Origin of the sequence: Streptomyces sp. NPDC005728 (genome assembly GCF_040630895.1) — a bacterium.
Lineage (GTDB): Bacteria > Actinomycetota > Actinomycetes > Streptomycetales > Streptomycetaceae > Streptomyces.
Genome location: NZ_JBEXYL010000148.1, coordinates 1 through 14,170 on the forward strand (window position 1 = coordinate 1; position 14,170 = coordinate 14,170).

Below are 14,170 nucleotides of genomic sequence, written 5' to 3' on the forward strand. Positions count from 1 at the left end.
GCGACGCCAACCTCTCCGAGATCTCCACCTACCTCAAGCTGGGTACGACCGCGCTGGTCCTGTCCATGATCGAGGACGGCTTCATCGCGGTCGACAAGGGCCGCGGTGCGCAGGGCTGTTGCCACGCGGGCGACCGCGTCGGCCGGTGGGTGCGGCAGGCGGGCCAGCAGTACGCGGCGCTGTTCCTGGGGACCGCCACGGACCGGCAGGATGCGGACCCCACGGGGTGCGACGGGGGCGAGCGAGGCGGGCACGGTGGTCAGGCCGCAGCCGGCGGCGACGAGGTGGAGCTTGGCCAGCCAGTCACGGGCCGTGTGCGTGATCTCGGGCCGCTCGTCCAGGCCCGGCCAGACTCCCATCAGCCGGTCCTCTCCGGAGGAGGAGCCCGCGATCCAGCGCTGACCGCGCAGGTCGGCCACGTCGACGAAGTCGCCGCGGGCGAGCGGGTGGGCGGCGGGCACCGCGAGACACAGGGCGCGTTCGGTGAGCGTGCGCAGCACCAGTGGGGGCGACTCGGCATCCGGCGCGCGGAACGGCGGCGCCGACGCCAGCAGCGCCAGGTCCAGGCTGCCGGCGCGCAGAGCGCGCACCAGGGCGGGGGTGCCGCCCTCCCGGCCGATGACGTGGAGACCCGGGTCGGTGTCGCGCAGCGCGGTCAGGGCCGCGGGCACCAGCACCGCACCGGCGGTCGGGAACCAGCCGAGCCGGACCTTCCCGGCCTGTCCGGGGAGGCCGGACAGTTCGCGCGCGGTCGCGTCGATCTCGTCGATCACGACCGTCGCCCGGCGCATGACGACACGGCCCGCCGCGGTCAGTCGTACGCCGTCCCGCCTGCGTTCCAGCAGCTCCGCGCCCGCCGCCCGTTCGAGCGCGGCGATCTGCCGCGACACTGCCGACTGCGTGTAGCCCAGCGACACCGCGGCTGCGGTGAAGGTTCCCTGCTCGGCCACCGCGCGGAAGACGCGCAGCGCCGTCAGTGACACATCCGTGAAGTCCATGACGTTTACGCATACTAGTCGTGCGTAACTCTCGTTGGACGCATGAGGCGCGTGTTCCTAGCGTGGCAGCCATGAACGTTTCGCGCATCGCCCTCGTCACGGGCGCCAATCAGGGGCTCGGCCGCGCCCTCGTCGAGGGGCTGGCGGCCCGTATGGGCCCGGACGACCTCGTCCTGCTCACCGGGCGCAGCCCGCAGCGGGTGGCCGAGGCCGCCGATGAGGTGGCCCGGCTGCCCGGCACGCACAGTCGGGTCCAGGGCCGGGTCCTGGACGTCACCGGCACCGACGCCGTCGACCGCTTGGCCGGCGAGCTCCGGCGGCGGTACGGCGGGGTCGACGTCGTGATCTCCAACGCGGTCGCCCGCCTGCTGCCCGACGAGTCGCAGGCCGCGCGCGCCGACGAGTTCATCGACATCTCCAACACGGCCGCACACGCGATCCTGCGCTCCTTCGGCCCCGTCCTGCGCCCGGGCGGCCGGCTGCTCGTCGTGGCCAGCAGCCTGGGCACCCTCGGCCACCTCGATGCGCGGCTGCACCATCTGTTCGACGGCGCGAGCCTCGACCAGGTCGAGTACGCCGTCGAGTCCTGGCGCAGCGCCGTCCACAACGGGACCGCGGAGGAGGCGGGCTGGCCGCGCTGGCTGAACGTGCCGTCCAAGGTGGCGCAGGTCGCCGCCGTCCGCGCGGTGGCGGCCGAACGCCGCGCCGAGGACCTCGCCAGCGGCACCCTGATCGCCTCCGTGTGTCCGGGCATGGTCGACACCGCCACCTCCCGCCCCTGGTTCAGCGACTACAGCCAGGCCCGGTCGCCCGCCGAGGCCGCCCGGTCCGTGCTCGACCTGGTCCTCGCCGATGGCGTCGATCCCGCGCTCTACGGCGAGCTGGTCCGTTTCGGCAAGGCCCTGCCCTGGTACGGCGGCACACCCCCGGTGGAGCAGGACCGGATGCTCACGCCCTGAACACAGGACCGCCTCGCATGCTTCGGTACACAGCAAGGAGTTCACTCATGAGTGCCGTCACCACCCCGTTCGGTTTCGCCGGCACGGCCGCGGAGGTCGCGGAGGGAGTCGATCCCACCGGCCGCCGTGCGGTGGTCACCGGCGCCTCCTCCGGTCTCGGAGCGGAGACGGCGCGCGCCCTGGCCACCACCGGTGCGGCCGTGGCCCTCACGGTCCGGGACGTGGCGGCGGGCGGCGCATCGCCGGGGACATCACCGAGAAGACCGGCAACCAGGACGTGCACGTCGCGCATCTGGCTGGACCTGACCGACCCCGGCTCCGTCAGCGCTTTCACCGCCGCCGCCTGGCAGGGTCCGCTGCACGTGCTGGTGAACAACGCGGGCGTCATGGCCTGTCCCCAGCAGTACACCGAGCAGGGCTGGGAGTGGCAGTTCGCCACCAACCACCTGGGGCACTTCGCCCTGGCGACCGGCCTGCACGACGCGCCGGCCACCGACGGCTCCGCCCGGATCGTGGTGGTCAGTTCCACCGGCCACCAGCATTCCCCGGTGGTGTGGGACGACGTCCACTTCGCGTTCCCCCCTACGGCCCATGGCTCGCCTACGGTCAGCCAAGACCGCCAACGTCCCATTCGCCGTGGAGGCCCTCCCGCCGCTGAGCCGGTGACAACATCACCGCCAACGTGCTGATGCCCTGCGCCATCTGCACCAACCTGCAACGGCACATCGGGGGCAGGGGCAGCGGACGGGTCCCCGCCCACCTGACCAAGACCGTCGAGCAGGGCGCCGCCACGTCCGTCCTGCTCGCCGCCTCGCCCCTCCTCGACGGCGTCGGCGGCCGCTGCTTCGTCGACTGCAACGAGACCGAGGTCGTCGACCGCCGCTCCGGCGCCCTGCACGGCGTGGCCCGCTACGCCGTCGACCCGGACAACGCCCGGCGCCTGTGGGAACTGCCGCAGGAACTGCTCGCAGGTACTTCCTGACTCAGGGTTCGCGGTGTTCGTGTGCCGCCTGTTCCAGTGCCTCCGCCTCGGCCTCCGCCACGCGGGTCTCGGCCGCCACGTCGATCGAGCGGGTCAGCCACCAGTACAGCAGTGCGGAGACGGGCAGGCCGAGGAACAGGGAGATGTCGGCTCCGCCGAGCGCCTCGGCGGCGGAGCCCACGTACAGGGTGCCGACCGAGAAGAACGGGATCATGACGACGAAGCCGACCAGGTACGCGATGATGCCGTGCCAGCCCCAACGGCCGTAGATGCCGTTCGGGTTGAAGATCTCGGCCACGGCGTAGTGCCCGCGGCGCACGACGTAGTAGTCCATGAGGTTCACCGCGGTCCACGGGATGAACAAGTAGAGCACCAGCAGCAGGAAATTGTTGAAGTTCTCCAGGAAGTGCGAGGTGGCGGCGAGGGCACCGACCAGGGAGAGCGCCGCGGTCAGGCCCAAGGTGAGCAGCCGTACGCCGAGGGTCGGCCGCACCCGCTTGAACGAGTCGATGCCGCTGATGAGGGTCAGTGAACCGCCGTACATGTTCAGTGCGGTGACGGACACGAGCCCCAGGGCGGCGAAGAGCAGCACTATCGCGCCGAACCCGTCGAACACCTCGTCGCCGGCCGCGTTGATCGACGCGATCGTCTCGAAGTCCTTGCCGGCCCAGGCGGCCAGCAGCGTCCCGAGCACCATCAGCCAGATACCGCCGAGCGCGGAGCCGAAGTACGTCCAGTAGAAGGTCTTGCGGACCGTCACGTCCGGCGGGAGGTAGCGCGAGTAGTCCGAGACGTAGATGGCCCAGCTGATCTGGTAGCCGGCGACCACGCCGAACTGGGCCAGGAACGGGGTCCACTGGAAGGCGCCGAGGTCGAAGGAGCCCGCGGGGTAGTGCAGGTTGACCAGGACGCCGACGGTGAAGATCCCGAAGATGACGAGGAAGACGTACGTCAGGTAGCGCTCGGCCTTGTGGATGATGTCGTAGCCCACCAGGGCGATGACGAGTGCGACCGCGGTGACCACGACCACCCACAGTTTGACGCCGCCGTGCAGCGTGGTGTGCAGGGCGTCGGCGGCGAGGATGCTGTTGAAGACGTTGAATCCCGCGTACTGCACATACGCGAAGAGCCACACGAGCAGGGCGCCGACGTAACCGAACTGGGGCCGCGACTGGATCATCTGTGGCAGGCCCAGCTGGGGGCCCTGCGCCGAGTGGAAGGCCATGAAGAAGGTGCCGATGACGGTGCCGGCGACGATGGCCAGCAGCGACCAGATGAGGTTCCCGCCCTCGGTGATGCTGATCAGCCCCACCGCCAGGGTGGCGATCTGCGCGTTGGACATGAACCAGAGCGGGCCTAGGTGCCAGAGCTTGCCGTGCCGTTCGTCCAGGGGGACGTAGTCGATGGACCGGACCTCCAGGCCGGACACCCTCGGCTCCGCTGAAGTGCCCATGACGCCTCCTGAGCCCGGTCTGCCTCTCTGGTCACTGTCTTCCCCGTGGGCGGAGCGAACAAGCCACCGCCACGCTCACGCAGCGTGCGCATCGGTCACGTCGCGCGATTCAGCGGTGCCTCCTGTTGTTCTGCTCACAATTCATGCCCAAAGGGGCCCTGTCGTGGCCGCGGTCACTTCGCGAAGCGGGTGTTTTGTTTAGGTTCGCAGGGCTGTGTCCCTGCCCCCTGAACTGCCGAGGCCCCTCACCATGGCGTACCTGACCCGACCCCTGTCGCGCCGCGCGGCGGTCTGCGGCGCACTCGCCGCCGCGGTGTCGACCCTCCTCGCGGCCGGCACGCTCCACCCGGCGGCTGCTGCCACCACGTCGCCGCGCTCCGGTTCCGGCCAGACCGACTTCCCGGCGTCGGTGCACGCACAGGGCAAGGCGCGCGTGTCGGCCGCGGTCCTCGACCTGGAGGGCACGGGCCGGACGCCAGCGGTGTACGGCGACGACACCCCCTACGACACGGCGAGCATCATCAAGGTCGACATCCTCGCCGCGGTGCTTCTCCAGGTGCAGGAGTCCGGGCACGCCCTGACCGCGCAGGAGCGCGCCAAGGCGGAGGCGATGATCGAGCACAGCGACAACAAGGCGGCCAACGCCCTCTGGCGGCGCATCGGCCTCGCTCCCGGCCTCGCTGCGGCGAACAAGCGGCTGGGGCTGACCGCCACCCAGGGCGGCCCCGGCCCGAAGTGGGGGCTGACCCGGACCACGGCGAGCGACCAGATACGGCTGCTGCGTGCCGTGTTCGACACCGGGGCTGCCGCGAAGTCGGCCTCCGCGTCCGCGCTCAGTGACACGTCCCGCACCTACATCCGCACACTGATGACCCATGTCGCGGCCGACCAGTCCTGGGGCGTCTCGGCGGCCTCCGGCTCCGGGTGGGCCCTGAAGAACGGCTGGCTCCAGCGCAACACGACCGGACTGTGGGACGTCAACAGCGTCGGCCGGATCACGACGGGCGGGCACCACTACCTCGTCGCGGTGCTCTCGGACGGCAACACGTCGATGAAGGACGGCGTCGCCCTGGTGGAACGGGCGGCCCGGGCCGCCGTCTCCTCCGCGACGGCCCGCTGACGAGCAGGCGCCGGGCCTGCCGCCCCCGGCACTCGCCGAGGGCGGCGCAGAGCCGCAGGTCAGGCAGGCTTGACCGCCGTGACCGCGGTCGCGGTGACCTTGTTGTCGCACTCGGCGAACACACCGTCCGACAGGGCGACCTGATGTGCCCCGGACCCGGTCAGGCCGACTACCAGCGTCGGGTACGCGGCGGGCTTCGCGCCCGATGCGCAGTAGCCGTCGGCCTCGCCCTGCACCTGGACGAAGGTCAGCTTCACCCATGCCTTGCCACCCGGCGCGACCCGCACGCTCGCAGCGGACCCGGCAGGCGTCACCACCAGCGGCGTGTTGTGCTCGGGCGAGCCGTTGCCCGCCCCGGCCACCGACGGGTGGCCCTTGAGGGTGCACGCCTTTCCGGAGGTGTTGGTGAACTCGACGATCGCCGCTCCGGTGCCGGTGCCGACGGGACGGTCGGCAGCCTGGTACGCCGTGGCTGCCAGGGCGGAAGCCTTACACCTCGGCGCGGTACCGGCCGATGCGTCGGACGCCGGGGAGGCAGGGGCACCCGCAGGGGTCGACGTACCGCCGCCGGAGGGCCGCGAGGTCTCGGCGGCCGGGCTCGTCGGAGCTGAGGCCTTGGGGGAACCGGTCGCGGTGGCCGGGGCCTGCGACGGCGTCTTGTCCGTCGGCTCGCCGCCGCCCGACTGGCACGCCGACAGTGACAGGGCGGCCACGACCACGGCCAGCGCCGACGTGGTGACGCGGATGGTGTCTCGGTACTGCATGGGGTCCCCCGATGTCCGAAGTGCTCAGGCCGACCGGCTCCAGCCGGTGCTCACGGATTCAGACAGGGCCATCTGACCAGGGGTTCCCCTGCGGGACGCCTGTGACATGGCAGTGACAAGAAGCGGGCCGGATCGGAACGAACGCCCGGGTCGGGGGCCGGCGGCGCACCTCCGACGGCATGCCGGGTGACGCGGCGGCTGGGATCGTGGTGAGCATGGCTACCTGTGCGAGCCGACGGGAGGCGGGTATGACGGTGAACCGTATCGGCCTGGTCGTTCACGGCGGACGGGCGGAGGCCGTGGCCGCCGCGGGCTCCGTGCGGGAGTGGTGCGCCGAGCATGCCGTCGGGTGTGCCGACATCGACGTGTGGCAGGAGGGTGAGCGGCACAGCGCCCGGGAGGAGATCGACACCGCCGGCGATCCGGACCTGATCGTCACCCTGGGCGGTGACGGGACCTTCCTGCGCGGAGCCCGGCTGGCCGCCGAGAACGACGCCCTGGTCCTCGGTGTCGATCTGGGGCGGGTGGGCTTCCTGACGGAGGTGCCCGCCACGGCGGTGCGCGCGGCGCTGGACGCCGTACAGGAGGAGCGGATCACCGTCGAGAGCCGGATGCTGCTCACCCTGCGGGCCTCGTGCCGGCTGAAGGTGCCGGAGAACCTGGAGACGATGGTGCGGTACGGCCGCGGACCCATGCTGCCGCCGCCGGGGGTCCGCAGGGAGTGCGTGACTGGTGACGACTGGGGCGTCGCCCTGGACGTGACCGCCCTCAACGACGTCGTCCTGGAGAAGCTCGCCCGGGACCGGCAGGTGTCGGTCGGCGTCTATCTGGCCGGGCGGCTCCTCGCGTCGTACTCCGCCGACGCGCTGCTGGTGGCCACGCCCACGGGGTCGACCGCGTACAGCTTCGCCGCCGGCGGTCCGGTCGTCTCGCCCCGCGCGGAGGGCCTCATCTTCACCCCTGTCGCCCCGCACATGACGTTCAACCGCTCCGTCGTGGCCGCCCCGGACGAGCCCATCGCACTGCGGGTCCTGGAACGGTCGGGCCAGGCCGCCGTCAGCATCGACGGGCAGGTGCGCGGGGTGCTCAACCCCGGGGACTGGATCGGTGTGTACGCCGCTCCCCGCCGGCTCAAGGCGGTCCGGCTGGGCCCCATGGACTTCTACGGCCGGCTTCGCGAGCGCATGAACCTCACCGACGCGCCGGCCGCGCTCGCCGACGGGGTCGCCGCTCCGCTGTGGCCCGTGACCACGCCCCCGCCGGGCGACCTCGCGCACCTCGCCCTGCCCACCGCTCCCGATGCGCCCCGGCTTCACCGGGATCCGCCTCGAGAGCCCCCGCGGGTTTCGTAACGCGCCCGATTTCATCGGTCGTCCGTGCGATCCCGCCAACCGCCGCAGGCGCCATCGTCGCAGCATGACTGACACCCCCCACCACAACGCCGCGGAACCGGACAGCCTCCCGGAGGCGGCCGGCACCACCCGCAGGTCCGTCATCGCCACCCTCGGCGGCGCCACCCTCGGCGTGGCCGCACTGGGTCTCGCCGCCACGCAGGCGGCGGCCGCCGCAGCCCCCGACATCGTGTCCGGGCCCGCTCCCCGGCTCGTCGCCGCCTGTGTCCTCACGCCCGAGCAGACCGAGGGGCCCTACTACCTGGACCTGGAGACGGTCCGCAAGGACATCACCGAGGGCAAGGCCGGAGTGCCGCTCACCCTCCGCGTCACCGTCGTCGACAGCACCACCTGCGCCCCGCTGCCCGGCACGGCGGTCGACATCTGGCACTGCGACGCCCTCGGGATCTACTCCGGGTACGTCGCCGGCGGTTCCACCCCGGACACGACCTTCCTGCGCGGTGTCCAGCTGACCGACGCCTCCGGCGTTGCGGAGTTCACCACCGTCTACCCGGGCTGGTACGTCGGCCGGGCCCTCCACATCCACGTCAAGACGCATGCGGGCGGCACCGTGTCCAACGGGAAGTACCGAGGAGGCCATGTGTCCCACACGGGCCAGCTCTACTTCCCGGAGACGTACAACACCAGGGTCGCCGCCCTCACCCCCTACCGGAACAACACGGCGACCCGCACGCTCAACGCGAGGGACGGCATCTACCGCAACGGCGGGTCCTCCACCCTGCTGAGCATCACCCAGGCAGGCAGCGACCTCGGCAAGGGGGTGACCGGAACCGTCGTGCTCGGCATAGACCCCACGGCCGTGCCCTGACCCGCTTCCGGGAGCGGTCGCCGGTCCCCGCCGACGGTCGCGGCACCGCTCCCGGAACCGGCCGCACGTGGCTGAAGGCGGATGGTTTCGCCCCCGGAACCGGCGGCCAGGAATCGGGGATGAGCCGGAGTCGAACGTGTGAGATATGCGGCGCAGCGCTGATCACGAGACCGCACGGGGGTCGGCCGGCTCGCTACTGTTCCAACGCCTGCCGGCAACGGGCGCTCAGACAGCGGCTCGCAGCGCGGAACGCCCGCCGGCCCCAGCAGGCCTCGGCCGCCGCACCGCCTGCGACGCCGGGCACAGCCCCCTCCCCCGACCGGGCTCTGCCGTCGTCGCTCGACTCCTTCGTCGGCCGGCGGCAGGAGCTGTCGCGGCTGCGCGAGCTGCTGAGGAGCACGCGTCTTCTCACGCTGACCGGTGCGGGCGGTGTGGGCAAGACGCGGCTGGCGCTGGAGTTCGCCCGGGGATTACCGAACCGCTACGCCCGGGTCGACCTCGTGGAGCTGGACTCGCTGCAGGACAGCGCGCTGCTGACACAGTCCGTGGCCGCCGCGCTGGGCGTGGGCGAGCGGGCCGGCCGGACGGGTGTGGACGGGCTGGTCCGTGCGATCGGTGAGGCCACCAGGCTGCTGGTGCTGGACAACTGCGAGCATCTGGCCGAGCCCTGTGCCCAGCTGGTCGCGACCCTGTTGGGCCGCTGTCCTCGACTGCGGGTCCTGGCCACCAGCCGGGAGCCCCTGCGCGTACCCGGCGAGACCGTCTTCCGGGTCGGTGAGCTGTCCGTACCGTCGGCCGGCGCCGGGGACGACGTGGCGGCCCTGCTGCGGACGGATGCCGTGCGGCTGTTCGTCGACCGTGCCACGAGCAGCTCGCCCGGGTTCTCGCTCCACCGGGGCAACGGCCGTCTGGTGGCCGAGATCTGCCGGCGGCTGGACGGCCTGACCCTCGCCGTCGAACTCGCGGCTCGCCACGCCGGCACCCTGGCGCCGGGTGACATCCTGGCCGGGCTGGACGACCAGCTGTCGCAGCTGGATCTTCTGACAGGCGGGAGCAGGACCGGGCCACGACGGCACAGCGGGCTCGCCGCCGCCGTCGACTGGAGCCATCGCCTGCTCGATCCGGCGGAGCAGGCGGTGTTCCGGCGGCTCGCGGTCCTGGTGGGCGGGTTCGACGTGGCCGCGGCGCGGACGGTGTGCGTGGGCGGCGGCATCGGGCCGGGGCAGGTCCGGGGCATTCTGTGCGCCCTGGAGGCGAAGTCCCTGATCGTCCGCCTGCCGGGGGACGAAGCGCCCACACGCTTCCGGCAGCTGAGTGCCATCCGTGCCTACGCCATGGACCGTTTGCGCGCGTCCGGCGAGGTGCCCGCCACCCTGCGGCGCGCCCTGGCATGGCTGACCGAACTGGCCGATCGGGGCTGCGGAGACGTGGTCGCGGACCAGGCCAGCAGCCCGCTCATGGCGGAACGGGACAATCTCGCCTCGGTACTGGCCTGCGCCACCGGCCACGGCGCCGCCGCGCAGGTACGACTGACCCTGGGGCTGGCCCGGGTGCACTACCAGCAGGAGCAGCCGTCGGCCGCCCGGGCGCTGCTGACCGGACTCCTGCGGGGAGCCGACGGCCGGGCGCTCGGCGGAGAGATACCGGCGCTCGCCGCGCGGGCGGCCTGCCAGCAGGCCGACCTGCCCGCGTCTCTGCGTCTGGGCGAGCAGGCGGTGGAGCTGGAGCGGTTGCGCCACGACCCCGCCGGGCTTGCCAACGCCCTCGACGCGCGGGCTGCGGCGAGGTTGTGCCGCGAGGAGTTCACGGAGGCCGTCGCGGATCTGCGCGAGTGCCTGGAGGTCCTCGCCTCGGTCGGCACACCGCAGGACATCGCGTGGTGCACCCATCACCTCGCCTGGGCGCTGCTCCAGGCGGGCGGGGAGCTGGAAGCCGACGAGCTGATGTCCCGGTGTCTGCCCGTGCTCCGGGAGCATGCGCCCTGGCCTCGGACGGCGGCCGCGCTGCACACCGCGGGGGCCGTACGGCTGGCTCTGGGGCAGTTGAAGAGCGCCGAGGCGCTGTTCGCCGAGGTACTGCGGATCACTCCCGGGGCCAGTTTCCACTCCCTGTATCCCGTGGAGGGCCTGGCGCTCGTGGCAGCCGAGAGCGGAGACATGCGGCGCGCGCTGCGACTGTACGAGGCGAGCGTACGGGCGCGGCGCCTGCTGGACACCGAGCCCGAGGCTTCCTGGCGACGCAGGACGGAAGAGGCGGCGGAACGCGCGAGGACCGTGTTGTCACCGGCCGAGCGGGACGCCGCCGTCGTCGGCGCACGGGGGCTGCACGGGGAACGGCTCGTCGCGTACGCCCTGCGGACGAGGGACGGAGCCGCCGTCCACGGCAGGGCGGCCGCTCTGCCGATCGCCGACGAGCGGTCCCGGCTGACCGCGAGAGAGTTCATGGTCGTCGAGCTGGTCGCGGAAGGACTGACCAACCGGAAGATAGCGGATCAACTCGGGCTTTCCGTGCATACGGTTGCCACGCACCTGGACAAGGTCCGCGACAAGCTGGGCCTTCGCTCGCGTACGCAGATCGCCCTGTGGGCCGCCGACGAGAACCGGAAGGTTTGGTTCCGTGACATCCGTCACGCGACCCCCGAGGGCTAGGCATGCCGAATAGTAGATGCCGCTCTGGTGACATATGGGATTTGTCCATCTTGGTGCGGACACCTGCCGCGCACGGTGTGACGGCATTCCCCCAGCCCGGCATTTTCGCCCGTCCTCCGACAGTCACGGGGTTTCTGACGGGGCGACAGCATTCCGCGCCGGCCGAACAAATCGGACCAGCACGCACGCGTGCCCTTGGCAAGGGCCCCCCACGTCTACGAAGCAACGTAGTACGACACGTCTTTGCGCTCCCTTTGAAGCCCTTCTAACAATGACGACCCGCAGTAAGTCTCCGCAGTTCAGGAGCGGAGTCCGCGCCGAGCCGGCCGCGACGGGCCGGTGTCGGCGACTACCGGTGAGGTCACGCATGGCGAAGCATCGCAAGAAGCAGCATTACCGGCGGATGGTCATCGCCGCGGTCGTCCTGAGTGCCGTGGGCGTACCGTCCGTCGCCATGGCCTGTGCCGAATGGCCGGACAATGGAGAGAACCAGGCGGACAGGGCCGGGAACTACCAGGCCCAGAAGAACCACGCGGCCCAGAACCGACAGCACCAGGCCGGCCGCCATCACCACTGGGATCACCACTGGGATCACCACTGGAAGGGCGACAAGTCCGGCAAGCCCACCGCGGTGGCCTCGCAGACTCCGACCGCCTCTCCGAGCGCGCACAGGACCGTCAAGCCGAAGCCCAAGCCCAAGCCCACCGCGACGCACAGCACCCCCAAGGCACCCCCCTCCGCCTCCGCGGCCCCCGCGTCGCCGAGTACGCCGAAGCCCACCGCCACGGCGTCCGGGGTCGTCGCTCGCATCGTGGCGCTCGTCAACGCCGAGCGCAGCAAGGTGGGTTGCTCGGCCCTGACCCTGAACGCGACCCTGACCAAGGCGGCGCAGGCCCACAGCCAGGACATGGCGGCTCACCAGAACATGTCGCACACCGGATCCGACGGGTCTTCCCCGGGCGACCGGATCACGCGCGCCGGCTACAGCTGGAGCGCCTACGGCGAGAACGTCGCCTACGGCTACACCACTCCCGAGCAGGTCATGGCGGGCTGGATGTCCAGCCCCGGCCACCGGGCCAACATCCTCAACTGCTCGTTCAAGGAGATAGGCGTCGGGCTGGCCCAGCCCAACAGCTACTGGACCCAGGACTTCGGCACCGCCCGCTAGTCAGCAGTCAGAGGCACTGCGGCCGCCTCCCTCACGTACCGCTCATAGCGGTGCGACGAGGGAGGCGGCCGCAGTGCTGTGGTCCGCCGCGGCGAGCCCCCTGCGATAGCGGCGAGCCCCCTGCGATAGAGGGGGACCGCGGACGGCCACGGAGGGAACCCGGCGGCACCGGACAGTCGGCCCAGGACGCCGCCCCGCTCAGTCGTCCGAGTCGGGCTTGCTCCGCGCCGCCGCGTACGCCTGAGCCGGCGTCATGGGGACTCCGTTGAGGCTCACCGTCTTGTAGGGGCTGACCTTGGCGCAGGTCTTGGCCTGGTCGGCGGTCTGCGCGTGGGCGTTGGAGACCGCGGCCTTCGTGTTGGCGGGTGCGGGCGAGGAGGTGCCGCCGGGGAAGGTGGTGCCGCTCGGCCAGTCGCTGCCGACCACCAGGGTCAGGCCCGTTCCGGTGCCCTGCCGGAGGTGCGAGGCGGACAGGCCAAGCGCCTTGGCGGCCGTCTGGGCCTCGGCCTTCTGACCGCTGCCGTAGGTGAGGGTGGTGGTCGCCGCGGGGCTCGGAGCGTTGGCCGTGGTCGTACCGGAGCTGAAGCCCTTGTAGGTGAGCGCGGTGGCGACGGCGGAGGCACGGCCGGTGATCCCGGTGCCGTTCTCGACCGTCACGGCGATCCGGGACGCGGGCACGGCCGGGGCGGTGGCCGTGGCCTCGGCGGTCGCGGAGGCCGCTGTGGACTTCTTGCCCGAGCCGGTGGTCAGCGACTGGTCGTCGGCGATGGTGGCGAAGAGGGCCTTGGCGCCCGCACCCACCACCACGCGGTTGCTGTCGCTGGGGTCGGTGCCGGTCTGCATGGTGGTGAAGGTCATCCGCTTGGTGGGCACCTTGTTCAGATCGGCTGCGAGAGAGATCAGCTTCTTCACGGTACCCAGACCGTCGTCCACGGTCAGCGCCTTGGTGGCGGCGTCCGCGAGGTCGTAGACCGCGCCGGGATCGGTGAGCGTGCCCGCACTCTTGAACTTGCGGATCATCGCGCTCAGGAAGATGTGCTGGGAGACGGTGCGGCCCAGGTCGCTGCCGTCACCGAAGCCGTGCCGGGAACGCACGAACTCCAGTGCCGCGACTCCCTTGAGGGTGTGGCTGCCCTTGGACAGCTTCAGGTGCGAGTAGGTGTCGTAGACGTTGTCGCTGACGCACACGGAGACGCCGCCGACCGCGTCGGACATCCTGACCACGCCGGAGAAGTCGAGCTTGACGAAGTGGTCGATGGGGATGCCGGTGAGCCGGTGGACGGTCGCCACCTGGCAGGCCGGGCCGTACTGGAGCGCGCTGTTGATCTGCCCGTAGTAACCGGACGTGGACTGGCCGGACGCGCGGTCCTTGCAGGCCGGAACCTGGGTCATGGTGTCACGGGGAATGCTCATCACGGTGGCGTTCGAGCGGTCGGCGGATATGTGCACCACCATCTGCACGTCCGCGTTGCTGCCGGTCTGCACACCGGTCTTGGAGCAGCCGCCGCCGAGCTTGCAGTCCGTCTTGTTGGTGCGGCCGTCCGAGCCCATCACCAGGAGGTTGATCGGGGTACGGCCGAACGCGTCGGCCTTCTCCTGGCCGCCCTTGCCGTCGAGCGAGACGCTCTCGATGTTGCCGTTCAGATGCTGGTAGAACCAGTAGCCGACGCCGGCCGTGCCCAGCACCCCGAGGGCCAGGCATATTGCCGCGATCTTCAGGATCCGCCTGCCGCGGCCCACGGTCCGGGCGCGCCGCCTCGACCGTGTGCCGCCGCGGGCGACCGTGATCTTCGTGTAGGCCAGCAGCACGGCCGTCTCCGGGCCGGTCAGGCCCTGGGCCTGGCCCAGGCGCTCACGG

At 71.5% G+C, this 14,170-nt stretch carries 11 protein-coding genes and 2 pseudogenes; 9 read left to right on the plus strand and 4 right to left on the minus strand.

Going from position 1 to position 14,170, the window contains the following annotated elements; all coding sequences use genetic code 11:
- Positions 1-95: pseudogene (locus ABZ471_RS44285) on the plus strand (proteasome accessory factor PafA2 family protein); the annotation flags it as partial.
- Here ABZ471_RS44285 and ABZ471_RS44290 read toward each other — a convergent pair.
- Positions 96-998, minus strand: a pseudogene (locus ABZ471_RS44290) (LysR family transcriptional regulator); the annotation flags it as partial. It lies immediately after the preceding pseudogene.
- Positions 999-1,069: 71 nt separating this feature from the next.
- On the opposite strand from ABZ471_RS44290, the gene ABZ471_RS44295 reads away from it, so the two are divergent.
- Genes ABZ471_RS44295 through ABZ471_RS44305 form a run of 3 tightly spaced genes read left to right on the plus strand, consistent with a single transcriptional unit; the run spans position 1,070 to position 2,939 of the window.
- Positions 1,070-1,957 carry an SDR family NAD(P)-dependent oxidoreductase gene (locus ABZ471_RS44295; protein WP_359074832.1) on the plus strand — a complete coding sequence of 296 codons (888 nt, stop codon included), beginning with the start codon at positions 1,070-1,072 and terminating at the stop codon, positions 1,955-1,957.
- Between the two features lie 47 nt (positions 1,958-2,004).
- Positions 2,005-2,646 carry an SDR family NAD(P)-dependent oxidoreductase gene (locus ABZ471_RS44300; RefSeq protein WP_359074833.1) on the plus strand — a complete coding sequence of 214 codons (642 nt, stop codon included), beginning with the start codon at positions 2,005-2,007 and terminating at the stop codon, positions 2,644-2,646.
- A complete protein-coding gene (locus tag ABZ471_RS44305) occupies positions 2,640-2,939 on the plus strand; it encodes a hypothetical protein (protein ID WP_359074834.1) in 300 nt (99 codons plus the stop codon). Before ABZ471_RS44300 ends, ABZ471_RS44305 begins: the two co-directional genes overlap by 7 nt.
- A gap of 1 nt (position 2,940) precedes the next feature.
- Here the strand turns inward: ABZ471_RS44305 and ABZ471_RS44310 are convergent, their stop codons facing one another.
- Entirely contained in the window at positions 2,941-4,392 is a 1,452-nt protein-coding gene (locus ABZ471_RS44310; protein ID WP_359074835.1) for a cytosine permease, read from the minus strand.
- 250 nt (positions 4,393-4,642) lie between these two features.
- Between ABZ471_RS44310 and ABZ471_RS44315 the strand changes: the two genes are divergently transcribed.
- Positions 4,643-5,512, plus strand: coding sequence for a serine hydrolase (locus ABZ471_RS44315; RefSeq protein ID WP_359074836.1), 870 nt, complete (start codon positions 4,643-4,645; stop codon positions 5,510-5,512).
- A gap of 59 nt (positions 5,513-5,571) precedes the next feature.
- On the opposite strand, the gene ABZ471_RS44320 is transcribed toward ABZ471_RS44315, so the two are convergent.
- Positions 5,572-6,276 (minus strand): DUF4232 domain-containing protein, encoded by a 705-nt coding sequence (locus ABZ471_RS44320; RefSeq protein WP_359074837.1) that lies wholly within the window; start codon positions 6,274-6,276, stop codon positions 5,572-5,574.
- Positions 6,277-6,524: 248 nt separating this feature from the next.
- Between ABZ471_RS44320 and ABZ471_RS44325 the strand changes: the two genes are divergently transcribed.
- The 4 genes from ABZ471_RS44325 (at position 6,525) to ABZ471_RS44340 (ending at position 12,312) form a co-directional block, all read left to right on the plus strand.
- Positions 6,525-7,628, plus strand: coding sequence for an NAD(+)/NADH kinase (locus ABZ471_RS44325; protein ID WP_359074838.1), 1,104 nt, complete (start codon positions 6,525-6,527; stop codon positions 7,626-7,628).
- 64 nt (positions 7,629-7,692) lie between these two features.
- A complete protein-coding gene (locus ABZ471_RS44330; protein ID WP_359074839.1) occupies positions 7,693-8,496 on the plus strand; it encodes an intradiol ring-cleavage dioxygenase in 804 nt (267 codons plus the stop codon).
- A gap of 119 nt (positions 8,497-8,615) precedes the next feature.
- A complete protein-coding gene (locus tag ABZ471_RS44335) occupies positions 8,616-11,144 on the plus strand; it encodes a LuxR C-terminal-related transcriptional regulator (protein WP_359074840.1) in 2,529 nt (842 codons plus the stop codon).
- A gap of 367 nt (positions 11,145-11,511) precedes the next feature.
- Entirely contained in the window at positions 11,512-12,312 is an 801-nt protein-coding gene (locus ABZ471_RS44340) for a CAP domain-containing protein (RefSeq protein WP_359074841.1), read from the plus strand.
- A gap of 198 nt (positions 12,313-12,510) precedes the next feature.
- Here the strand turns inward: ABZ471_RS44340 and ABZ471_RS44345 are convergent, their stop codons facing one another.
- Entirely contained in the window at positions 12,511-14,034 is a 1,524-nt protein-coding gene (locus ABZ471_RS44345) for an LCP family protein (protein WP_359074842.1), read from the minus strand.
- Positions 14,035-14,170: the final 136 nt, after the last annotated feature.

Excerpts from the sequence above, each read along its gene's own strand:
- ABZ471_RS44325 (WP_359074838.1), top strand. The coding sequence starts at position 6,525 with ATGACGGTGAACCGTATCGGCCTGGTCGTTCACGGCGGACGGGCGGAG.
- ABZ471_RS44295 (WP_359074832.1), top strand. The coding sequence starts at position 1,070 with ATGAACGTTTCGCGCATCGCCCTCGTCACGGGCGCCAATCAGGGGCTC.
- ABZ471_RS44320 (WP_359074837.1), bottom strand. The coding sequence starts at position 6,276 with ATGCAGTACCGAGACACCATCCGCGTCACCACGTCGGCGCTGGCCGTG.
- ABZ471_RS44300 (WP_359074833.1), top strand. The coding sequence starts at position 2,005 with ATGAGTGCCGTCACCACCCCGTTCGGTTTCGCCGGCACGGCCGCGGAG.
- ABZ471_RS44330 (WP_359074839.1), top strand. The coding sequence starts at position 7,693 with ATGACTGACACCCCCCACCACAACGCCGCGGAACCGGACAGCCTCCCG.
- ABZ471_RS44315 (WP_359074836.1), top strand. The coding sequence starts at position 4,643 with ATGGCGTACCTGACCCGACCCCTGTCGCGCCGCGCGGCGGTCTGCGGC.
- ABZ471_RS44335 (WP_359074840.1), top strand. The coding sequence starts at position 8,616 with ATGAGCCGGAGTCGAACGTGTGAGATATGCGGCGCAGCGCTGATCACG.
- ABZ471_RS44340 (WP_359074841.1), top strand. The coding sequence starts at position 11,512 with ATGGCGAAGCATCGCAAGAAGCAGCATTACCGGCGGATGGTCATCGCC.
- ABZ471_RS44310 (WP_359074835.1), bottom strand. The coding sequence starts at position 4,392 with ATGGGCACTTCAGCGGAGCCGAGGGTGTCCGGCCTGGAGGTCCGGTCC.